The sequence below is a fragment of the Saccharothrix sp. NRRL B-16348 genome, from assembly GCF_001280085.1.
Classification (GTDB): Bacteria; Actinomycetota; Actinomycetes; order Mycobacteriales; family Pseudonocardiaceae; genus Actinosynnema.
In genome coordinates this window covers 1-22,083 of record NZ_LGED01000003.1, presented here as the reverse complement: position 1 = coordinate 22,083, position 22,083 = coordinate 1, and the positions used below count along the sequence as shown (strand labels likewise).

Below are 22,083 nucleotides of genomic sequence, written 5' to 3'. Positions count from 1 at the left end.
AGATGTCCCCGATCGACTACGAGAACAGCCTGCTACCAACACCGGTTACGCTGACCTCAGCCGCATAACCCCGTGTCCAACATCCAGGGTCAAGTCCCGTCCTGTTGCGTGATCGGTATGCCGTCCCTGTGCCCGGATCGGTTGGCGATGCCCAGGGCGTGTTCGGACCCGGTCATTTGGGTGAGCTGACCCGTCACCTGCTCGTCGATCTCGTCGACGCCGTCGTGGAGGAAACCCGAACCGTTCAGCGGCGGATGCGGTGTCTGCCCTCCCGGGTCGGGGTCTACTTCGTGCTGGCGCTGGCGCTGTTCCCCTCGCTGGGATATCTGCGAGTCTGGGACAAGCTGACCACCGGTCTGAAGGCACGTCCGCACCCGCGTCCCAGTGAGAAAGCGTTGCGCGACCTGCGTCGCCGGCTCGGGCCGGCGCCGTTGAAGGCGGTGTTCGAGGTCGTGGCGGGTCCGTTGGCGCAGCCCAGGACGCCGGGCGTGTGCTATCGGCGCTGGCGGACCGTCGCCTTCGACGGATGCAGCTCGGTCAAGGTCCCCGATCACGAACGCAACCGGGCATGGCTGGGCAGGATCGCGACAGCGTCCGGTTGGGCGGGCTACCCGATGCTGCGGCTGATGGCGTTGTGCGAGACCGGCACCCGTGGTCTGCTCGGCGCGGTATTCGGTCCCATCGGCGAGTACGAAACCACCTACGCACAACGGTTACTGCCACTGCTGACACCCCGGATGCTGCTGCTGGCCGATCGGGGGTTCGACAGCAACGCCTTCCTCCAACAGATCGCCGACACCCGGGCCCAGTTCCTGATCCGTCTGAACCACCGTCGCCGCCCCGGCGTGCTCGCCGTCCTGCCGGACGGCTCCTACCTGACCCGACTCGGCAACCTGCGGGTCCGTGTCCTCGACGCCCAGGTCACGGTGACCACCAGTGGTGGCAACCGATTGAGCGAACATTACCGGCTGGCCACCACGCTGCTCGACCACCGCCGGGACCCGGCCTCGGCGCTGGTACGTCTCTACCACGAACGATGGGAAGTCGAGTCCGCCTTCTACGCCCTGCGACACACTTTGCTCGACGGACTGGTCCTGCGCTCCCAGGACCCGACCGGGCTCGCGCAGGAACTGTGGGCCCAATTGACCGTCTACCAGTTGCTGCGCATGGCCATGGTCGAGGCCGCGGAGTCGCGTCCGGGCACCGATCCGGACCGAGCCGGCTTCACCATCGCCCTGGAAACCGCCCGCGACCATGTCATCCTCGCCACCGGCCGAGACGACACCACCAGCATCGCGGTGGGAGCGATCGGCCGGGCGGTCCTGGCCGGACTGCTACCCCCGCGTCGAAAGCGGATCAGCCGCCGCAGGGTCAAAGCACCGATCTCCCGCTACCACTCCCGACCCGCCGACCCCCGCCCCACACACAGTCAACGCATCACGCACCTGAACATCGACATCCACCAGGCCACCGCCACACCACCGCCTCCCGTCGTCGACACACCGCACGACGTCCGACGCGCAAGCCTTGGCCCAGGCGTCTCCGGCGCCGGACACCGCAACCGCACGCTGCAACTGATGGCCGCCGATCCCGATCGTGCCTGGCATCCCCGCGAACTGGCCAAAGCCTTGGGAATCCACAACACCAAGAGCTTCGGCACCCAGATGCTCACATGGCTGGCCGACGGATTCCTTCGCAAAATCCGTCGCGGCACCTACGTCCTCACCGACGCCTGGACACCACGAACGGAAGGCTTGACGGCCCCAACTATCCCTTAACTACGCGGCCTTGGGTCAAGTCCCTGTGCCTGATCACAATGGGTCTGTTGTGGACTCCATCGCCGCGGAAGCCCGGGCGGAAGCGTGTCGCTTCCGCCCGGATTCGCCGGCACGCAGGGATCAAGCGCTTCAGTAGGGGAAGATGAACCAGTAGAAGGATTGGCTCACGCTCGCCCCGGAGCTGTCGGTGACCGTGACCTGCGGGTGGTAGTTGGCCCACGTGGTCGGGGTGCCGGTGATCAGACCGGTCGAGGAGTTGACCGTCAGTCCTGCGGGCAGGTCGGTCGCGGAGAAGCGGTATCCGCCGCTGCCTCCGCCGGCGGCGAGTTGCAGGTTCACCGCGCGGCCCTTGACGGTGGTCTGGGTGCCCGGGTTGGTCAGCGACAGGTTCGTCGGGCCACCGGCGGTGACCGTCAGGTTGTACTTGACCGTCCGCGATTCCGTGCCTTTGGCGCCGGTGACGGTGATCTCGTAGGTGCCGGTCGGGGTGGACGAGGTGGTGCTGATCGTCAGCGTGGAGCTGCTGCCCACGCCGATCTTGCCCGGGTTGAACGAGGCAGTGACGCCGGAGGGCAGACCGCCGGCCGAAAGCGTGATATCCCCGGTGGGCGGGTTGGTGGTGCCGATCTCCTGGTTGGCCCAGTCACCGAGCACGCCGTGCATCTTGGCGTGCGCCTGGTAGTAGGCGCAGTCCGTGCGCAGCCAGGAGAAGACGCCGTAGATCTTGCCGTTGTAGAGGTACGGACCGCCGGAGTCGCCCTGGCACAGGGACGGTCCACCGCTGCTGTAGCCGTTGCAGAACATGTACCGGGCGTCGAAGTGGCCGGCGATGTCGCGGCAGTTCTGGTCCTCTGCCACCGGCAGAACCGCCTCGTACAGCTTGGTGTTGCGGTTGGCGTCGTTCGCGTCCGACTTGCCGTAGCCGACCGCGGTTCCTCGCGTGCCGACCGGCAGCGAGTCGGCGGACTTGGCGATCGGCGGGTAGGCCATGCCAGCCGGGGTCGGGATGTCGCTCGTGGTCGTGATGATCGCGACGTCGAAGCCGGTCCGCCAGCCGTCGGACGGGTTGTAGCTCGGGTGGGCCTTGTACTCGGCGATCTCGATCCGCGTGCCGGTGCTGGTGTTCGCCAGGTCGTCGCGCCCGTAGATCAGGTACTTCGGGTCGCCCTGGGAGAACTTGCAGTGCGCCGCGATGAGAACCTTCCGCGGAGCCACGACGGAACCGGTGCAGGACTGCTCCTGCGGGCGCACGCCGCCGGTGCGGTGCTGCGAGATGATGAACGGGTACTTGGCCACCGTGGTCGGCGTGCCACCGACCACGGCGACGCCGGATTCGCCGTCTGCTTGGAAGGCGCTGGTGGCACTGATCGTCAGGGTCACCGACGAACCCTGTGTGACAGAGCCGCTGGTCGGGTTGGCGGTCAGGGTGAAGCTGCCCGGCGGGACCTCGCCGTTGACCTTCAGCGACACGTTCGCGGTGCGGATGGCATCGGTGCCGGTACCGGTGACGGTGAGGTTGTAGGTGCCCGGGGTGACCGATGCGCCCACGCTCAGCGACAGCCTGGACGAACCGCCCGCGGTCACCGAGGACGGGTCGAACGCGGCTGTCACGCCTGCGGGCTGGCCGCTGACCGAGAGCCGGACGGTCTGAGCCGCGCCCTGGGTGACCGCCGTGGAGATCGTGGTGCTGACCGCCTGGCCCGGATCGGCGCTGACCGAGGACGGGCCGGCCGAGATGGAGAAGTCGTTGCCCGGCTGGGGATTGCCCGCGGGCAGGTGCAGCAACCGGTTGGGGGTGCCCGTCCGGATGTTGGTCATCTTGCCGGTGGTGGCGTTGTCGACGACCCACTTCTTCAGGTCGGCGGGCGTCGAGGACGGCGCCTCGGACAGGCGCAGCGCCAGGGTGCCCGCCACGTGCGGGGCGGCCATCGACGTGCCGGACAGCTGCCCGTAGGAGGAGTCCGACTGGTGGAAGGACGAGTCGATGCCGCTGCCCGGCGCGAACAGGTCCATGCACGCGCCGTCGTTGGAGTCGCCCGCGCGCGCGTCGCTGCTGGTCGCGTTGCCCGTGCGGACGCCGGTCTCGACCCGGGGGCCCGGGCCGTAGTCGCAGGAGTTGCCGCCGTTGTTGCCGGTGATCAGTGCCCATTGCACGCCGGCGGCGATGGAGCCCTTGATCGCGTCGACGGCGATGGACGGGTTGTCCGTGTACACGCTCAGGTTCGCCACGGCGGGCTTGATCGCGTTCCGGGCGAGCCATTCGGCGGCGGCGACGACGTCGCTGTCCTTGCCGCGCCCGTTGCAGTCGAGGATCCGCACCGAGTGCAGCGTGACCTTCTTCGCCACACCGCGCGTCTCACCGCCCGTGATGCCCGCGACGTGCGTGCCGTGCCCGTTGCAGTCGTTGCCGTTGTCGGCCGGCACCACGAAGTCCGCGGCGAACTTCGCCCGGCCGTCGAACTCCTGGTGCGAGTAGCGGATGCCGGTGTCCACGATGTACACGTTGACGCCTTGGCCGCCGTGGCCGGGGTAGGTGTACTTCCTGTCCAGCGGGCGGTCGCGCTGGTCGACGCGGTCCAGGCCCCAGTTCGCCGGGTTGTCCTGGGTGTCGCCCGCGCGCGAGGTGCCCGACTGGATGACGGACTCGACGGCGGGGTGCGCCGCGAGACGTCGCGCCTGCTGCTCGCTGAGGTTGTCGACCACGTAGCCGCGCATGACCCGGGTGAGCACGTGTTCCGCGCGGCCGCCGTACTGGTCGACGAGGGAGTCGACGGTCTGGGCGACGCCGGAGGCGGCGACCGCCGCGTCCTTGAGCTTGACGACGTAGTTGCCGGGGACCGGGTTCTCGGCCCCGCCTTGGACCACGCCCTCCGGTGCCGCGGCGTGGGCCGGCGAGGCGAGCCCACCGGACATGACGGCTGCCAGCGCGAGCGCCAGCAGTGTTTTCGATGTGCAGGGCATTGAATTACTCCTTTAGGTACGGAGCTTTCAACACCGCAAATTAGTCCAGCTCATCGCGGAGCAGAAGTGATCTGTTGACGGTCGACACGACTGCCTGGTTCGCCACGATTCGTGCAGGTCAGGGGTGGTTCCGTGAAACAGTTCTTCCCATTGCGTCAGGACTCCCAGCGCACGCCGATCGTGCCGGGCCGCACTGTCGAAGCGACGAGAGACGTCGTGCCGGCGGCGCCCAACCACAAATCTTCGATGTATTTCTCCGGTCCGCGCAGGCCTGGTCGGTCGTATCGGCGGAGCCTGCCCGGCGGCGGACCGCTGAAGCGCAGCGTGGCGGTGTACAACCCGACCGGTCGCGGGAACCGGCGGTAGTAGTGGTCCAGCGGCTGCCGGGCCGGCAGCCGCACCTCGTACTCGATCACGGTGTGCTCACCCCGGCCGAGCGGCCGATCGAACAGGAACTCGGCTACGAGCGCCCGGTTGATGGCGTCACCGCGCACCCGGCCGACGCGGGCGTGGGCCACCCCGACCAGTTCGGGGGCCGGGTAGGCCGGGTCGTCGACCTCATGGCACACGACGTGCCGGTCCACGCGTTCGGCGGCGGCCCGCAGCACCAACCGGGTCCGCTGCCTGCGTTCACCGGTGTTCTCGTCGATGCTGAGCGAGTCGCTGATGCCGAGGAACTCCAACTCTCCGTCGGGCACGGTCCCGAGCCCGGCCAGCAGGCTGCCGCAGGACGGCCACAGCGCCCGCCGGGACAGCGTGCCCGGCGAACGGCCTGACGTCCCCCCGCGCGGGCGCCGCCCGCCGAGCAGCGCGACCAGCGACGCCGCGGGCAGCCCCAGGACCTGCTCCAACCGGCTGAGGGCCGCGAGTGACTTGGCCCGTTCCGGACGGCTGCGGCCGGTGCGCCAGTAGGAGATCGCCGTGCGGCTGACGGTCACGCCGCCCTCCGCGAGTCGGCTGCGCAGCCGTTCCAGCGTCAGCCCGGAAGCCTCGATCGCGGCGTCCAACGCCACCTCGAACGGGCCGGTCCGCAGCAACTGCCTCAGTTCCCGGTTCACGTCGCCCCCGGTCGCGTCCTCATCGCTCGAAAGGTGAACCGTATACACAGAACCGTCCCGGCGAGAAGGGCAGAACTAGCCAGTGACCAGAATTGGCCGGCCTAGTGTGGGGTGATGGACGAGTTCGACCCCGGATTCCTCGAACCGATCGGCCTCGGCGTCGCCGAAGGCGCCCTCTACCTGTGGCTGCTGCGCCGGCCCCGAGCGGAGAGGAGCGAGCTCACCGCCGCGCTCGGGATGACCGCGGGCAGCCTGTCCCGGGCCATCGGGAACCTGGTCGAGGCGGGCTTGGCGACCCGCCTGCCGGGACGTCCGGTCCGCTACGTGCCCGCACCGCCGCAGGTCGCCCTGGACGCCCTCACCACGCGTCGCGCCGAGCAGCTCGACCGCCTCCGCGGTGTGACGCGCGACCTCGCGGCGATGTACGAGGAGGCGCCGCGCGGCGGGCCGGGCGACCTCATCGAGCTGATCGAGGGCGGGCCCGCGGTGCGCCACCACATCGCCCAGATCCAACTGGCCGCCCGGCAGGAGGTGCTGCTGATCGATTGCCCGCCGTACCTGGGCGGCGTGCCGGAGCACAACGTGGAGGAGTTGCAGGGACTGAGGCGCGGGGTGGCCTACCGCGCGATCTACCACATGCCGACACTCCACGACCGGGAGCGGTTGGCCGAGATCAGCACCTACATCGAGGTGGGCGAGGACGCCCGCACGCTGTCCGACGTGCACATGAAGATGATGATCGCCGATCGCCGGGTGGCGCTGATCCCGCTCAGCTTCGAGATGTCGGAGACGGGGTCGCGGATACTGGTGCACCGCTCTCCCCTCCTCGACGCGCTCATCGCCTGCTTCGACATGCTGTGGGAACGCGCGGCGCCGATGGGTGCCGCGCTGCGCGGCGGGCACCGCGACAAGGAGTTGTTGACGCTGCTGGCCTCGGGCATGAAGGACGCGGCGATCATGCGATCCCTCGGGATCACCCAGCGCACCATGACCCGGCGGATGTCCGCCCTGCTCGAAGAACTCGGCGCGACCACCCGCTTCCAAGCCGGGATCCAGGCCAACCGGCGCGGACTGGTGTGAGCTTGTCCCGACTCTCCACCCGAGGTGACCAGGCGATCGGGCGGGAACCGGCGCTCCCTCCCGACCTCTCCCGACGGCCACTCGGCGAAAGGGTCTCCGGCGGATTCCCTCGGGGATGAGCGCCTATCCGCTGATCGTGCCTGCCCTCGACCGCACCGCCGGGCGCCATGGATTGTGTTTGCGCAGGCCGGGGGCGCTTTCAGGAGCGATCCGCCGCGACCATGGAGTCGAGGGTGTTCCGAGCGAGTCGTGCCTCGACGTCGGTGGGTGAGGTGGCGTGGCGGAAGCGTTGGGACGCGACGAAGGACAGCAGCCACCAGGCGGCGGCTCCGGCGTCGAGGTCGGGACGCAGTTCGCCGTCGGCTTTGCCGCGGTCGAGCAGTGCGGTGATGGCGGTGGCGAAGCGGCGGGTGGAGTCGCGGGCGGCCGTTTCGACCGCCGGTTCGCCGGTGACGGCTGAGGCGTCGGCGAAGATCGCGCCGACCGCGCCGGCGCTGTGCACGTTCGCCAGGTGGTCGGGGTCGAGCATCGTGGCCGGCTCGGCGGTCACCGGGGTGCTGCCTGCGGTCATGCGGTCGAGGAGCCGGCAGACGTGGTCGGCGGCGTGGTGGACCACGGCGGCGAACAGTGTGGCCTTGGTGCCGAAGTTCTGGAATACGACCGGTTCGCTGACGCCGACGCGGCGGGCGACCTCGGCGGTCTTGCCGCGCAGGTAGCCGACCTCAGCGAACACCTCGGTGGCCGCGGCCAGGGTCGAGGCGCGGCGGTCTTCGGCGCTCATGCGGGTGCGGCGGGCGGCGGGCCCGGTCACGGGCCGATCGGAGTGCCCTTGTTTTCAACTTAGTTGTCACTAAGTCAGCGATCGAGACAACGCGGGACAACCCCGTCGAGCGGATCGCCCCGATGCTGGCCGAGGCCAGGTTCACCGCCGTCGTGGAGAACCGGGTCGGCGCATTCCTGCACTGTGTCGGCGCGGAGAAGCCGGGCGGTGACCGGTGAGCCGGCACGCCGGACGGCTCGTGCTCCGGCTGCTGGCCCTCGGTGGCCTGGCCGTCCACATCGGTCGTGCCATGACTCCATCCTCTCAAGGAATGGAGCCTCCACCACAACCGGAGCGCTTCATATCCAGGTCGGGCACTGCCGGTGGCCAGGGCGGGCGACTTGCGGACGTTCGACAGTGCCAAGAACCCACCGGCCGTCACGACTACGAGGGCGCCGGACAGCAGCACCGATCTGCGCGTGAGACGCGTGGCGGTCCCGTCCCCTTCCACTGGCGGGTTCACGGTAAACGCGGTCGGCCAGCGGTCGCGCTGTTGTGCGGCCGGAGTAGCGCAGTGCTGCTGCCGGGGCGTTGGACCTGGCTGACGGCCCGCCCGACGTCCCCCGCCCGGCGGTTGAAGAGCTGACCGGCGTGCCATGAGCCGGGTACCGGTGCTCATGGCACGCCGATCACAAGACTCGGGTACGGGTTCAGAGCCGCAGTGATTCGACCCGCAGCACGAGCGCGAGATGGGCGTCGGTGTGCTCGCCGACCCACGTCTCCGGCGGGTGGTTGAACTGGCGGCGGTAGAGCGTTTCGGCCTCGCGGGGCAGGCCGTCGTCACCGGCGGGGTGCAGTGAGACGGTCATGTTGTCCACCTCGGCCACGTACCCGTCGAACAGGTGGACGTCATCGCGGCTCCGCGCGGGCACGTGGGTCCAGTGCATGCGGGAGCGGTCGAACACGACCTTGGCCCACAAGGGCTCCTGCGCCTCGAGCGAGAGCCCGTCGAGGGTGACGCGGATGCGGGACACCGCGGCCAGACCCCTCGCTCGGCGCAGCCGCAGCTCGTAGGTGCTGCCACCGACGATCCGGTTGCCCTGGCGCTGGGAGATGCTGAAACGCTGCGGCGAACCGTACGGGGTCTTGTGCGAGCCCCGCACGGTCAACAGGCCGCGGAGCGAACGGCCCGGTGCCACCGGAACGCGCCGGATCTCGGCGCGCTTGGTGGTGCTGAACTCGAAGATGCGTCCCTGGTCGAGCTGTTGGAGGTAGTCGTCCCGGCCTGGCCACGGGTCGTCGCCCGGCCGCTGGTACCACTCGCCGATGTACTCGCCCGGCCGGGCGTGGTACACGGTGACGTCCCGCAGCGCCCTCTCGTCCAGGTCCACCGGTTCCAGCAGGAGCCCGATCGTGCCTTCGACGAAGTCCTCCGGGTCGATCACGATGTCGAGCGTCGGGTGGTCGCGCAGGGCGTTGTGGAACCGGATCGGGAGCAGGTACTGATCCGGTCGCGGACCCGCGGCGCTGATCACGTGCAGGTTCTTCAGGCACACCCGCCTCTCGTTGCGGACCAGGGCGTCGGCGTTGGTTTCCGCGGTCGTGATCGGGTCGTCCGGGTTGGAGACCACGGCGAGCAGGCAGCTGTGGGTGGTGGCGCCGGCCGGGATCGGCCAGTCCCAGGACACGATCACCGGGCGGTTGGGTTCCAGCACCGGGATGGTCTTCGCGGGTCCGATCGGTTGCCAGTCCACCGTTGACGACAGGTCGAAGTCCGGTGGCGTCAGCGGGTTGGGCAGCGGCGGCAGACCGGCCGCCGCGCCGGCGAAGAACGCGCGCACCCGGACGTCGGACGCGGTGGTCCAGCCGCGGTTGTGCACCTGCAGGTGGATGCGGTTGACCTCGGTGCGGACCGGGTCCTCGTGGGGTAGCTGCAGGTCGAACTCGACACCGTCGAACAACGCGTCCGGTGTGAAGTACGGGGTCACGTCAACCTTGATGTCCGGGCTCTCCCAGTAGCGGACGGTGTCGGCGGGGTCGTTCGGGTTCGGGATGCCGGTCGGCGACGGGAACCGTTCCCCCGTGTCCAGCAGGCTGTCCCGCAGGTAGAGGTCCACCGGCGGTTCGGACGCTCCCGGCGCGATGCCCACCTTGTACATGCCGCGCCCGAACGTGGCGGCGTAGAGGGCGTTGTCCTCCGCGTCCACGTGCAGGTCGGCGATGATCACGTTGGGCAGCCCGTTGTCGAACGCCTCCCAGGTCGTGCCGCCGTCCTGCGTGCGGTACACGCCGACGTCGGTGCCGACGTACGCGGTGTTGTCGTCGTTGGGGTCCAGCGCCACGGCGTTGGCGGGGACGTCGGGCAGGTTGCCGCTGATGTCGCTCCACATGTCGCCGCCGTCGGCGCTCAGGAAGACGTGCCCGGTCCCGGTCCCACCGACGCAGAGCACCACGCGGTCCGCGTCGGTGCGGTCGGTGGCGATGTCCTTGATCACCCGGGCCGGCAGCGGCGCGGAGGTCTTGTCCGCCCACGGGTTCGTGACACCGGCGTCGTCACTGCGGTAGACGTGCGTGCCCCCGGCGGCGTAAACCCGGCCGGTGTCGGATCTGGCGACCGAGATCGACGACACCGTGCCGGCCAGGACCTGGCTGGAGGTGACCCAGTCGGTGACGAGACCGTCGGTGCTGCGGAACACCCGGGTCGTGCCGCAGTAGAGCTTGTCCGGATCGAGGGGGTCCATCTCCATCACACCGGTCCACGGCGTGCCGTCGGACAGGCCGCCGATCTTCGGCACCCATGAGTTCCCGCCGTCGGTGGACTTGAAGATCTGGGTGTTCTGGTGCTCGGCGTACATGGTCCGCGGGTCGGTGTGGTGGACCATCATGTAGCCGCCGTCCTTGCCCAGGATGTGCCGCCAGGTCAGACCACCGGTGGTCATGTTGGTCCCGTTGTCCTGCGTGCCGCCGCCGATCACGTTGGACAGCGGGTCCCAGGCGTTCACGTCGTAGAACTGGGTGACCACGAGGCCGTCGCTGACCTTCTTGAAGCTGGCGCACTTGTCCGACGAGCGGTACACGCCGCCGTCGTTGCACTCGTACACGATGTCGGGGTTGCTGGGGGCGAACACCGCGACGTGGTGGTCGGCGTGCAGTCCGCCGATCGCCGACCACATGAGGCCGCCGTCCGTGGTCAGCTCGACGGCGGACGACTTCCCACCGACCACGATCACGTCCTCGTCGTCCGGGGCGACCGCGATCATGTCGCACCACCCGGTCCAGCCCACGCCGTGGCTGCCCGCGAGCGTGCTCCAGGTGAGACCGGCGTCGGTCGTCACGTGCACGGTGCCGACGCTCTTGACGGCGAGGAACTGCGACCCGTGCGCACCCGCCTTCCCGATGGCCAGCTTCGCCCAGTTGGCGTCGGCCCCGGTCGGCCCGGCCGGGAGCGGGTCCCAGCTCAGGCCGGCATCCGTGCTGCGGTGGATGCCGTCGTCGTCGCGGCTCGCGTAGCAGATGTTGCCGTCATTGTGGTCGAAGACGACGTCGGCGATCGGCCCGGTCAGCACGGTGTCCCAGCCGACGCCGGCGTCGGTGGTGCGCTCCAGCCCGCTGTCGCCCGCCACCAGGACCGTGGACGGGTCGGTCGGGGAGACCGCCACCTTCGACACCCGCCGGGTGACCAGCGAGGTGTGCCGCACCCAGGTCGCACCGGCGTCGTTCGAGACGTACATCCCGGAACCGGGGTACGACGGCCCCCATCCCGGTGTCCACTCACCCGTGCCCGCGTAGATCGTGTCCGGCTCGCTCGGCGCTATCGCGATGCTCCCGAACGTCAGCGACTCCTGGGTGTCCCACAAAGGGCGCCAGGACTGGCCGGCGTCGGTGGTCTTCCACACCCCGCCCGAGGCCGCGGCCGCGTAGACGGTGTCGGGGTCGGTCGGGTGCACCGCGATCGACTTGACCCGGCCGTTGATGTTGCGCGGCCCGATCGAGTACCACGGCGTCCCGGCGCCGGCCGGGCCGTAGGCCGCCATGTGGTCGGTGCGGTCGCGCTGCTCCTCGATCAGCGCCCGCTTCTCCCGCATCGCCCGCTCCACGGTCGCGCCGAGCACCTCGTCGTCCCGGGACCGGCCGAGGTGGAACCACTCGGTGCGCCATTCGAGCTTGCGGTTGCGGTGCCCGTACTCCGGGGCGCGGGGCTCCTGGCGATCTCGATCCATGTCTCCTCCACGGGGAACAGCTCGTCAGCGGTGCGGGAGTTCACAGGCCCACGACCAGGCGGGCTGTGTAGCCGGTCATTACCGTCCAGAACAGGTAGGTGTAGCCGCGTTCCCCGATGCGGGTGTTGAAGCGCCGGCCGAGGAGCGTCGCGCCGACCATCAGGGGTACCGCCGCGGCGGTCAGGAGGTAGCCGCCGGGTGGGATCAGGCTCGCCCCGGTCCAGATGGCGGTCTTGGTCACGTCCCCGACCAGGGACACCAGCGACAGGGCACCGACCACGTGCAGCCTGTCCAGCGGCAGGTTGCGGACCGCCAGGCCCTTCAGGGGACCGGAAGTGCCGCTGAAGCCGGACAAAGCCCCTGACGCGAACGCGAACAGGTGGGTGCCCAGGACCTTCACCCTCGTCAGGTCCAAGTGCTCCACGGCGAACGCCAGTGCGAAGGAGCCGATGACGGCGATCGCCACCACCTTCTCCGGCGCCGCCACGAACAGCAGCGCACCCAGCGCCGATCCGACGGCCAGCAGGACGACCACCACGAGCGCCCGCTTCACCGGGATGGTGCGCCGGTACGCCCACACCTTCATCACGTTGTTGGCCGCCAGCAGCAGGGAGGCCAGGGCGGTTCCCTGCTTCGTGCCCAGCACCAGCGCCAGGGCGGGTACGAGGACGAGGCTCCCCCCGAAACCCGCCGATGCGGAGACCGCGAACGCGAGCGCGATGACGATCAGCACGAACGTGATCTGCAAGGCCATCACTGGTCCGCCGTCCGTGCTGCCGGACGTGGGTCGTCGTCGTTCATGGGGTCGCTACCCACAGCTGTGTTGACAGTGATCTGCGTCACGTTCGATGGATCGCCTCGTCGCAGGTCGCTGTTATCCGCCGACGTTCGGAACAACCCATGAGTGCAACCGCGCCCGCCTGTTCGGAGCAGCCTGACGCACTGAGGGTGTCGATCGGCGGTGGGTATTGCTTCGCTCGGGTTGGAGTTCCGGACCGGCGGTCGGCGGCCGGTCTTGTTCGCCGCCACGCCTGCTCGGATCGCCTGCGTCGGGGTGTCCCGATGCGGTTGTCAAGCCACAGCAGGGGCGGGCGTGGTCTCGGGGTGTTGGTAGTAGGTCTTGTTGCGGAGCATGGCGAACAGGACGTCGCTGCGGCGCCGGGCCAGGCAGGTCAGCGCGGCGTTGTGTTTCTTCCCTTCGATGCGTTTTCGCTGGTAGTAGGCCCTGCTGGTGGGGTCGGACAAGGCTGCGAACGCGGCGCGGAAGAAGGCCCGCTTGAGCTTGCGGTTGCCGGTGCAGGCCGGGTGTTCGCCTTTGATCGAGGAGCCCGAGCTGCGGGTGACCGGGGCGATGCCGGCGTAGGCGGCCAGGTGCCCGGGCGACTTGAAGGCCGAGGCGTCGCCGATCTCCAGCAGGATGCGGGCTGCTGCGCGGGGCGGCCCTGCTGCCGTACTGGACGATCAACCGCCTCACCAGCGGTCGCAAGTGGGCGCACCTGGTGGGGTTGGCCGACCTCGTGGTCAGCGGCGGGTTGCTGGTGCCGGCGTTGTTCAACCTGCTGCCCGCCGCCGTGACCGGACCCGCCGCGGCCATCGGCGGTGCCTGGCTGCTCGCCGCGCTCGGCTACTCGGCGCTGACTGGCCAACCCGTCCCAGCACGCGCCTTCGATGCCAAGTGTTGGCTGCACGTGCTCACCGAGCTGTGCAACCACGGCGTACCCGACGTGCTCGCGTCCATTCTCGCGGCGGTCACGCGCCACCGGCCAACCACGGTTCCTCGCCGTCGTTGATGTGCAGTTGGCCGGTGGCGCGTTTCGACGGCCACCTCACGGTCGCAATTTGTCAGCCAGTTCAACAGTTTCTCAGAAACCGTTTACAGTAGGTGGTCTCAGGTCTTCAGTCCTTCACCTCGGATCACGGCGTCTGGCCACATCTCCGGTCAGGCGTTTGCCGTCGTGAACACATAGCGTCCGCTTGGCACGGTGTAGAGGCGGTAGGCGCCTTCCGACCCTGCTGGGACGGCTCCGGGCGGCGCGATCACCCTCTGGCCACCCGTGACCGGCACGTGGATGGTGCCTGTCCGGTTGACCGGTACCTCGACGGTGAGGGTGAGGTGGCCGTTTGCGAGGGTCCAGCCGGATGAGGCTGTGCCACCGTTGGTCTGCAATGAGGCGGAGGCTCGTTGGAGGTTGGCGGGTATGCGCGGCTTCACGACGACCTTGGTCGAGTTGGTTCCGGTTTGGGTGAGTCCGGCGATGTCGGCGAGCATCCAGTCTTCGGCTGTGCCGAGGAAGGGGTGTCCCTTGGATCGTGTGGTCGTCCATTCCTCCCACAGGGTGGTCGCACCGGCTGCCATCCATGCGCCGTAGCCGGGCGCGGTGCGTTGCGTGGCGGCCCGGTAGGCGGTGTCGAGGTGTCCGTACTGGGTGAGCACGCGGAACAGCCACTTGGTGCCCAACACGCCGGTGCCGAGGTGGTCCCCACGGGCGGCGACGTCGGCGGCCACGGCGTTGACCACGGCCTGGCGGTTCGCCTCGGGTGTGATCCCGAACGCGACCGGGAGCACGTTGTTGGTCTGCAGGAACCTGGCACCGCTCGCCGTCCGGTAGGTGCCTGACCTGAGGTAGTCGGTGTTGAACGCGGTCCGTGCGGCGGCGGCGCGGTTCGCGAACGTGGCGGCGTCGCCGGGATAGCCGAGCTGCTGGGCAACATTGGCGAACTGGTCGAGCGTCCGGTATACGTAGGCGCGCGCCACCAGCCTCTTGTCGGCTGCGGTGTTGCAGACGCTGTCTCCGTCGGGGCATACCCAGTCGCCCCAGAGTTCGACGGGGTTGGTGGTTTGGGACGACACGAACTCGGCGTAGGCCTTGAGCTGCCCGTAACGGGCGGCGACGGCCTGCTTGGCGTCGTGGTCGCGCAGCAGCAGTGTCGCCGTCTCGGTGAAGGCGTTGCCCCATGCGGCGCTGGACAGATCGGCTGCCCTGGTCGGGACCGGGGCCCAGGCGGGCAGGTCGCCGTTGCCGCGCAGGCTGTCGGCGATGTCGTTGTACCACTTGATGTAGAGGGTCCTGGCGTCGAAGTTGCGCATCGTGGCCTCGGCCATGAGTGCGCCGTCGCCGAGCCAGGGCAGTTTCTCGAGGTAGGACCCGTCGGTGGGTGCTGCGAGCACGAAGTTGTTCAGGATGGTTTCCCGGCCGGCTTTGTGAACGAAGTTCAGCACGTCGTTGGACGAGTCGAAGGTCCCGACGCTCCGGATGTCGTTGTGGATGCGCAATGCGGTGACCCGGGGTGCCGGCGCGCCGCTGGGCAGGCCGCTGACCTCGATGTACTGGAAGCCCTTGTGGGTGAACGACGGGGTCCAGGTTGCTGCTCCCGAGCCCTTGCCGATGAACGTGTCGTCCTGTGGGCGGTTGCCCGCAACCACGGCTCGCCCGTTGCTGAGCGACTCCGCGTACCGGATCCTGACCGCGGTGCCGGCCGGCACGTCGAGCGTGATGCGTGCGTTGCCGGAGATGTTCTGGCGGACGTTGTAGACGAACACCCCAGCGGCCGGCGTGGCAGGACTCCCGAGGCTGATCTCGCCGACGACGCGCGAGGGCTCGATCGGGCTGGCCTGCAGGCGTGCCGCGCCGTTGCCGACGGTCACGGCCGGCGCCCACCGGCTCGCGTCGAAGGACGGAGTATTCCAGCCGGGCTGCTCCTTGCGGGCGTCGTAGCCCTCCTTCTCCGGGAGTACGGCGGGGCTGGCGAAGGGCAGGGACGGTCCCTGTGCGGCGGCCCAGCCGGTGCTGGTGGGGACGGCCTGCGTGGTGCCGTCCGCGTAGGTCACCTGGAGCAGTGCTCTCGTCCGGAGGATGCCGTCCCAAGCGCCGCGATTCTCGGCCGCGGTCCAGGTGTGCAGGCCGTTGAGTGTTCCCTGGCCGAGCGCGATACCGACGGTGTTCTGGCCTGCCTGGACCTCGGACGTGACGTCGATGCCGTCGTAGTAGGCGACCTTGTCGTACTTGGTCCACCCGGAGCCGAGCACGATGGTGCCGGCCGGTTTGCCGTTGACGGACGCCGCGTACGCGCCGAGACCCGAGACGTACAGGCTTGCGTTCGCGACCGGCTTGCCAACGGAGAAGTTCGTGCGCAGCAGGGGAAGACCGAGCAACGTGCCGCCGGGTGCGGGCACCCCTCGGCCCGCTACCCAGTCTCGTTGGGAGATCCAGGCCGCGCCGTTCCAGTCCTGGTCGCTCAGCATCCCGGTGCCGAATCGGAAGTCCGGGCCCCAGTCGCTCCAGTCACCGGCGGCGTCCCTTACCCGCACGCGCCACGTGTAGCGGTGCTTCGCGGCCAACGCCGGCCCGTCGTAGGTCATGGCGGCTACACCACTGGCCTCGGCACGGTTGGTCCAGATCGGCTCGGCGGTCCGTTCCGCGTCACGCACCTCGACCTCGGCGGCCGTGACGACGGCGCCGGCCTGGCTGGACGTCACGCTCCACGCGAACTCGGGCCGGGGGTTGTCGACCGCGAGCGGGGCGTTCAGACCCTGGGTGGTGCCCCGGATGATGACCAAGCCGTCCCCGCCATCGCCTCCGTCCGGGGTGACCGCCTCGATGAAGTCGATGTTGGCCAGCCCGTCGGCGGTGGTGGCGGCGAGCCGCACGGTGTTGCCGCCCGCCGCCACCTGGACCGTGACCGACTTGGTCACCCAGGTCGTCCACACGCCGGTGACCTCGAACGGGAAACCGGACTGCACCGTCGTCCCGTTGACGGCGACGTCCGCCGGCCGGTTCGTCGCGCTGCCGTTGGCGTACCGGACACTCACCGTCGCGGTACCGGCCGCCGCGGAGTCGATCGTGAACTGCACCGCGGAACCAACGGCGTTGGTCGTGTCGCAGAAACCGCTACCGGAGAAGCCGGAGTGGTTCGAGGCCACGGCGCCGCCGCACACGGCAGGTGTGGACTCCGCCTCGTACCGCGTGGTAACCGCACTCGCCCCGACCGCGGGCGAGGCGTTCAGACCCTGGGCGGCGTCTTGGACGGCCACGAGCGGCGATCCGGGGTCGGGAAGGGGAGCCGCCCCCGACGGCATCGCCGTCATGGTGATCAGGGCGACGAGTAATGCGGTTGCTGCTGACGCGCTCGTTCGACGCGGATGTCTCACAGACCCCACTCCAGTCTTGGATCGTTTCAATCACTGCGGGACGGCGACCGTGCCGCTTCCGTCGCGAGCAGCGGGGCTACGCGGCGACGACGATGTGGTCGATGTTGGCCAGATCCTGACGGTCAGGTGCTGCGGTAGCCGATGCTGCCCGGCACCGTGAGCAGGGCGTTGTACCAGGTGGTGGCCATCTTGTAGTAGCCGCGGGCGTTGGGGTGGACGCCGTCGGCGAGGTCGGCGGTGGTCAACGCGTGGTACTGGTCGACCAGGTGGACCTTCTTGCCCAGAGCGGCTTTGCTGCTCACCATCGGGGGGATCGTCGCGTTGAAGGCGCGCACGGTGGAGTCCATCCCGGAGATCGGGGTGATCATCGCTACGAACACGCGCGTGTTGGGTGCCAGGGTGGTGATGCGGTCGACCAAGGCGGACAACCGGCCGGGCGCGCCGCGCGGGTCGCGCCACATGTCGTTGGTGCCGATGTGCAGCAGGATCGTCTGGGGGGTGTAGGCGCGCAGCCAGGTGGTGATGTTGGCGTCGATCTGGGAGATGGTCCAGCCCGGGTGGCCCTCGTGGTTGCGGTCGGGCAGGCTGCTCGGCCCGTCGGTCCTCGATCCGACGAAGTCGACGCTGTGGCCGCCCGCGGTGAACTTCTGCCACAGGCCGACGCGGTAGCCGCCGGGTGACTTGTCCCCGTAGGTGATCGAATCGCCCAACGGCATCACCCGGGCCGGCGCCGCGACGACGACGTCGGGAGCGGCGGCCGCGGGCAGGGACGGTGCGAGTAACGCCGCCAGCGAGACCGCGCCGACCAGTACACGTTTCATCATGGCCATGGAACTTCCTCCACTGTGATGGGGGCCTGGTGGTCAGGGATTCGGCGAGCGCGGACGCGGTCGGCGCGCCCCAACTGGGCGGCGGTGTCCGGGGAGGCGGCTGATCGGTCAGGACGGCGGTAGCTCGCCCGTGACAGCGGGCGCGGCGTGTGGTCGCACCCGCGCCCGCTGTCATCCGGCGATGGGTTCGGTGTGCCGCGCTACCGGCGGGTCCACTTCTGGTTGGTTTGGCCGTTGCAGTTCCAGGAGTTGACCTGGGTGCCGTTGGCGGTGCCCTGGCCGTTGGCGTCCAGGCACAGTCCGGTCTGGGTGTGGCGGATCGAGCCGTCGGTGCCGTGGGTCCACTTCTGGTTGCTCTGACCGTTGCAGTCCCAGATCTGGGCCTGTGTCCCGGCGGCGGAGTTGGACGGGAGGTCGAGGCACTTGCCGCCGTAGACCCGCAGCTCGGCCGCGCTGGTCAGCGTCCACTTCTGGTTGCTCTGACCGTTGCAGTCCCACAACTGGGCCTTGGCACCGTTGGTCTGGCTCTGCCCCGTCACGTCCAGGCAGCGACCCGACTGCTGCCCCACGTAAGTACTACCGGTCGGGACGCCCGTGGTCGTGGTGGTCGTGGAGGTGCTGGTCGGTGGCGTGGAGGGCACCAGGGGACAGGTGCTCTGGTAGGTCCTGATGCCGTTGGTGTCGGCCAGCGGGCAGAGGAACTGGGTGTAGCGGGTGTCGCTGTCCACGAAGATCTTGAACCACGGGATGATGGTGCGCATCATCGTGGGGTTGTTCGAGGTGGGGAAGCCGTGACCGGCGCCGGTCAGCTCGAGGTAGGCCTTCTCGACGCCGGCCGGGATCCCGTTGTACAGGTTCAGGACGCTGGAGGGCGTGACGGTGCCGTCGTACTGCCCGGCCAGCAGCATGGTCGGGACCTTCGTGGTGGTCAGGTTCTGGGAGAAGCTGGCGGGCGCGAGCCCGATCGCGGTCTTGAGCGTCGGCCGTTGCAGGGACGCGTTCGCCGCCCCGCCGCCGCCCATCGAGTGACCCATCACCGACGTGCGGCTCGCGTCCACCCGGTCCCGCACGGAACTGCGCTGGGTCAGGTAGTCCAGCGCGGCCAGCAGCTGGGTGCCGCGGGCGTTGTCCCAGTCGTTGCGGCTGTTGGTGTCGATCCCGATCACCACGAACCCGAACGACGCCAACCAGTGCCCCATCCAGGCGCCCTCGGCGGCCCACGTGGCCGTGTAGCCGGGCACGACCGCGATCGCACCGAACCTGCCCTGGCTGGTGTCCGTCGGGTAGTAGATCACCCCACCGCCGAAACCGTTGCCCGCGGGCACGCTGACCTGCGCGGTGGCGAAGGTGCCCCGGTTCGCCGAGACACTGGCCCGTGTCGGGTCCGGTCCCCGCTGGTAGGGGTTGTCGGCACCCGTCGCCTGCTGCGTGCCGCCCGCGACCGTCAACGCCACCAGCGTGGTCGTCGCCGCGACGAGCGCGAGGGCGTACCTCCACGACCGACCCGCCGGCCGTCCTGTGGGGACGGTCCCGGAGGGATCTCGGAAAGCGCTTCCACTGCTTTTCATGGTCGACTCCCTGTCGGAATGCGGCGGACGGACTTGTGCGTGGCCTATTGCCACACAGGTGATGAAGGCCTTCGACCCTCGTGCGGCGCGGCCAGACCCCCAGGCGAAGCACACGTCGGCAGCCCGGCCGCGGGGAAAGGGACCGGTGCGGCCGAAAGCGGACTAACCGGAGGTACTGCCGAACGGGAAAGGGAACCAGGCCGTCACGGTCGCGTCACCGGTCGGCCAGGCAGGGCCGCAGGGACTGACGCCCTCGTCGAACGCATCCGCCACCCGACACCGGCCGTCAACTTCGTTGTTCATGGCCTCACTGGCTTTCTGCGGAACCCAATTGACGACGGCCGCAGGAGGAGGGGAACCGCCCGCGAGGTTCGGCGGTTCCCCCTGCCCTCAGCGCCGAACCCACCTCTGGTTGGCCTGCCCGTTGCAGGTCCAGAGCGCGATCCGGGTGCCGTTCGCGGTGCCCTGGCCCGAGGCGTCCAGGCACAGACCCGACTGCGTGCCCTTGATGGACCCGTCGGACTGCGTGGTCCACTTCTGGTTGGCCTGGCCGTTGCAGTCCCAGATCTGGACGGTGGTGCCGGCGCTGGTGCCCTGGCCGGTGGCGTCGAGGCACTTGTCGCCGTAGACCCTCAGCTCACCGCCGGTCGTGGAGGCCCATTGCTGGTTGGCCGCCCCGTTGCAGTCCCACAGCTGGATCGCGGCGCCGTTGGTGCGGCTCGCAGAGACGACGTCGAGGCACCGGTTGGACTGCACGCCAACCAGAGAGGCGCCGGTGGACGGTTGCGTGCCGATGCCGAAGAAGCGGATCACCTCGTCACCGAGGATCTGGAGGTTGTGAGGCTGTCCCTGCTCGCGGATGGCCTCGACCCGTGAGCCGTAGCGGGTGCGGGTCCACGTGCTGCGCGGGGTGTTGTACTCGGTGGAGGTCGGGGTCGTGCTCACGCCGTGCACGTTCGTCCACTGCTCGATCGCCTCGCCGAAGTTGGCGAAGCGCAGCACGTCGTCCTCGGTGCCGTGCCACAGCTGCACCCTGGGACGCGGGCCGGTGTAGCCGGGGTAGGCGGCGCGCACCTGGTCGCCCCACTGCTGCGGGGTCCTGTTGATGCGGCCTTCGGCGCACTCGGTGTTCCAGGAGTTCGTGCCGGCGAAGCAGCCGAAGGGCACACCGGCGAACGACGCGCCGGCCTGGAACACGTCAGGGTAGGAACCGAGCAGGACGTTGGTCATCATGCCGCCCGAGGAGTGGCCGGTGACGAACGTGCGGCTCGGGTCGCCGTTGTAGCGCTGCTGGACATACTTGACCATCGACACGATGCCCTGGGCGTCACCGCCGCCGTTGTGGGTGAGCACCGCCCGGGAGTGGACGTCCCAGCAGTGGTCGGAGCTGACGGCGGAGGGGTAGATCACGATGAACCCGTGCTGGTCGGCCAGCGAGGCGTACTGCGTGCCGCGGTAGAAGTCCTGTGCGGTGCCGCTGCACCAGTGCGCGCCCACCACCACGGCGGGCTTGGCCGCCACGTTGTCCGGCACGTAGACGAACATCTTGATGCCGCTGGGGTTGTAGCCGAAGTCCCTGACCTCCTGCAACGAGGCCGCCTGGGCTGAAGGGGCGACCAGCAGCGCTGCCAGACAGGCCAGCAGGGTGGTGACAAAGGCCGCAGCCGTCCTCGGTCTGCCGTGTGCCATCCGAACCGCCTTGTCTCGTCGATGAGCGCGGTCAAGCCGTGACACCGGCATTGTTAAGTTCTCGACGAAACAAAGTCAAGGACGCCGTCTCGATCGGCTCACCTCCTTGGTGCCGCAGCCGGAGTCTGCCGGACGGACGCGGCCGCAAACCTCGGTTCACAGGTCACTGCCGCTTCATGGGTATCCGCGCTGGGGGGCGGGTGTGCTGCGGTGAGGTCTTGCTCCGGAGGCGGCGGACGAACCCGGAAGTGGTCTCGGGTCTGGACCCTCAATCGGCCGTATCCAGACCGGATGGGCATCGAGCTCGGTCACATGGCAACGGGAGCGGACGACGCGTCCTGCACGAATACCCGCCTCAAGTCCTGGCAGGCCGCCGGCGACGAACATCGAGGCCGTCAAGATCCCCGACCGAGTCGGGTTCAGCACGGGTGCCGACCGTTCCGGGTGGGCGTCGGCACCGGTGACGCCGATGGCCATTTCGGCCACGGTGTGGGCGCGGATGTCGGGGTGCTGTCCGTCGTCCGCGTGGGCGGCGACGGCTCGGACGTGGTCCTGGGCTGGTTCGGCCAGTCTGTCGTACACCGCGAGGAACGTTTCCCGTGCGCGGGTGCGCGGCCAGTCGGGCGGCAGGAGTTCGAGGGGGAGCCGGGGGTCGATGGCGGGGAAGCGGCGGTAGGTGTCCATCACCTCGGTGCGGGCGCGGACGGCGTCCGCACCGGTGATGCCGTCGGCCTCGATGCGGGGCAGCATCGGAGTCCAACGCCGGATGAACCTCTCGTACTGATCGGCGATGGATGTGATGTCCCAGGCTTCGATCGGGTGGCGTGTCGTGCCCGAGGCGAACCCAGGTGCCGTGCGCGGAACGTGGTCGTCGTGCCGGGCGTCGCCGCGTGTCGGCGGCCAGTGAAAGATCCCCATAGGCGGCCACTTACCGCCCCGTAGGTGGCCGGCGATCTCCCCGCTGACGGCCAGATATCTCCCCGGTGAGCA

13 protein-coding genes and 1 pseudogene are annotated in these 22,083 nt (G+C 69.2%); 3 read left to right on the top strand and 11 right to left on the bottom strand.

Going from position 1 to position 22,083, the window contains the following annotated elements:
* Positions 1–101: 101 nt before the first annotated feature.
* Positions 102–1,778: an IS4 family transposase gene (locus ADK67_RS03075; RefSeq protein ID WP_442974099.1), complete on the top strand. Its 1,677-nt coding sequence runs from the start codon at positions 102–104 to the stop codon at positions 1,776–1,778.
* A gap of 129 nt (positions 1,779–1,907) precedes the next feature.
* Here ADK67_RS03075 and ADK67_RS03070 read toward each other — a convergent pair whose 3' ends face one another.
* Together ADK67_RS03070 and ADK67_RS03065 are read right to left on the bottom strand one after the other, a co-directional pair.
* Entirely contained in the window at positions 1,908–4,739 is a 2,832-nt protein-coding gene (locus ADK67_RS03070) for a trypsin-like serine protease (RefSeq protein ID WP_053714838.1), read from the bottom strand.
* 155 nt (positions 4,740–4,894) lie between these two features.
* Positions 4,895–5,797 carry a hypothetical protein gene (locus ADK67_RS03065; protein ID WP_053714837.1) on the bottom strand — a complete coding sequence of 301 codons (903 nt, stop codon included), beginning with the start codon at positions 5,795–5,797 and terminating at the stop codon, positions 4,895–4,897.
* Between the two features lie 114 nt (positions 5,798–5,911).
* Between ADK67_RS03065 and ADK67_RS03060 the strand changes: the two genes are divergently transcribed.
* Positions 5,912–6,877: a helix-turn-helix domain-containing protein gene (locus ADK67_RS03060; RefSeq protein ID WP_053714836.1), complete on the top strand. Its 966-nt coding sequence runs from the start codon at positions 5,912–5,914 to the stop codon at positions 6,875–6,877.
* Between the two features lie 199 nt (positions 6,878–7,076).
* On the opposite strand, the gene ADK67_RS03055 is transcribed toward ADK67_RS03060, so the two are convergent.
* From ADK67_RS03055 to ADK67_RS48510, 4 genes and pseudogenes are all read right to left on the bottom strand, one after another.
* Complete coding sequence (locus tag ADK67_RS03055) at positions 7,077–7,688, bottom strand: TetR/AcrR family transcriptional regulator (protein WP_231647989.1); 612 nt, start codon at positions 7,686–7,688, stop codon at positions 7,077–7,079.
* Between the two features lie 659 nt (positions 7,689–8,347).
* The gene (locus tag ADK67_RS03050) at positions 8,348–11,857 is read right to left on the bottom strand and encodes a hypothetical protein (protein WP_053714835.1); all 3,510 of its coding nucleotides are present in this window, start codon (positions 11,855–11,857) and stop codon (positions 8,348–8,350) included.
* 40 nt (positions 11,858–11,897) lie between these two features.
* Positions 11,898–12,611: a sulfite exporter TauE/SafE family protein gene (locus ADK67_RS03045; protein ID WP_053714834.1), complete on the bottom strand. Its 714-nt coding sequence runs from the start codon at positions 12,609–12,611 to the stop codon at positions 11,898–11,900.
* Positions 12,612–12,928: 317 nt separating this feature from the next.
* A pseudogene (locus tag ADK67_RS48510) lies at positions 12,929–13,291 on the bottom strand (transposase); the annotation flags it as partial.
* A gap of 71 nt (positions 13,292–13,362) precedes the next feature.
* On the opposite strand from ADK67_RS48510, the gene ADK67_RS03040 reads away from it, so the two are divergent.
* The gene (locus tag ADK67_RS03040; RefSeq protein ID WP_157619868.1) at positions 13,363–13,647 is read left to right on the top strand and encodes a hypothetical protein; all 285 of its coding nucleotides are present in this window, start codon (positions 13,363–13,365) and stop codon (positions 13,645–13,647) included.
* A gap of 149 nt (positions 13,648–13,796) precedes the next feature.
* Here ADK67_RS03040 and ADK67_RS03035 read toward each other — a convergent pair whose 3' ends face one another.
* From ADK67_RS03035 to ADK67_RS03015, 5 genes are all read right to left on the bottom strand, one after another.
* Positions 13,797–16,934, bottom strand: coding sequence for a family 78 glycoside hydrolase catalytic domain (locus ADK67_RS03035; RefSeq protein WP_197289251.1), 3,138 nt, complete (start codon positions 16,932–16,934; stop codon positions 13,797–13,799).
* A gap of 194 nt (positions 16,935–17,128) precedes the next feature.
* The gene (locus ADK67_RS03030) at positions 17,129–17,827 is read right to left on the bottom strand and encodes an SGNH/GDSL hydrolase family protein (protein ID WP_157619867.1); all 699 of its coding nucleotides are present in this window, start codon (positions 17,825–17,827) and stop codon (positions 17,129–17,131) included.
* A gap of 209 nt (positions 17,828–18,036) precedes the next feature.
* Positions 18,037–19,404 (bottom strand): poly(ethylene terephthalate) hydrolase family protein, encoded by a 1,368-nt coding sequence (locus tag ADK67_RS03025; protein WP_082403176.1) that lies wholly within the window; start codon positions 19,402–19,404, stop codon positions 18,037–18,039.
* 390 nt (positions 19,405–19,794) lie between these two features.
* The gene (locus tag ADK67_RS03020) at positions 19,795–21,093 is read right to left on the bottom strand and encodes an extracellular catalytic domain type 1 short-chain-length polyhydroxyalkanoate depolymerase (RefSeq protein WP_053714830.1); all 1,299 of its coding nucleotides are present in this window, start codon (positions 21,091–21,093) and stop codon (positions 19,795–19,797) included.
* Between the two features lie 174 nt (positions 21,094–21,267).
* Positions 21,268–22,083 (bottom strand): PaaX family transcriptional regulator C-terminal domain-containing protein (locus tag ADK67_RS03015; RefSeq protein ID WP_331459228.1); only part of this gene is annotated, 816 nt, incomplete at its 5' end.